The sequence below is a fragment of the Actinobacillus minor NM305 genome (genome assembly GCF_000175195.1).
GTDB classification, from domain to species: domain Bacteria; phylum Pseudomonadota; class Gammaproteobacteria; order Enterobacterales; family Pasteurellaceae; genus Haemophilus_A; species Haemophilus_A minor.
Genome location: NZ_ACQL01000022.1, coordinates 1 through 258, shown reverse-complemented (window position 1 = coordinate 258; position 258 = coordinate 1). Strand labels below are relative to the sequence as shown.

Here is a 258-nt window from a genome sequence, read left to right as displayed (position 1 = left end):
TTTCATATGGTAGCCATTGTGATGAGAGTATTACGAAAAAAACATCAATCTATTGCTGGAAAAGAATTAAAAATCATTGCATTGACACTTAAACAGAGTTCTAAAAAAGACTTCTATTTACGATTACATCATTGGTATTTAAAACATAAAGAATTTTTAGAAGAACGGTCAGATAAACCGAATGAAAAGGGCTATTATCCTTATAAACATCGGAATGTAAGAAGTGCTTATCGTAGTTTTAAACGTTATATGGATTAT

At 29.1% G+C, this 258-nt stretch carries 1 pseudogene; it reads left to right on the top strand.

The features are described from left to right. Positions 1–21: 21 nt before the first annotated feature. Positions 22–258: pseudogene (locus tag AM305_RS00595) on the top strand (IS256 family transposase, variant Zn-binding type); the annotation flags it as partial.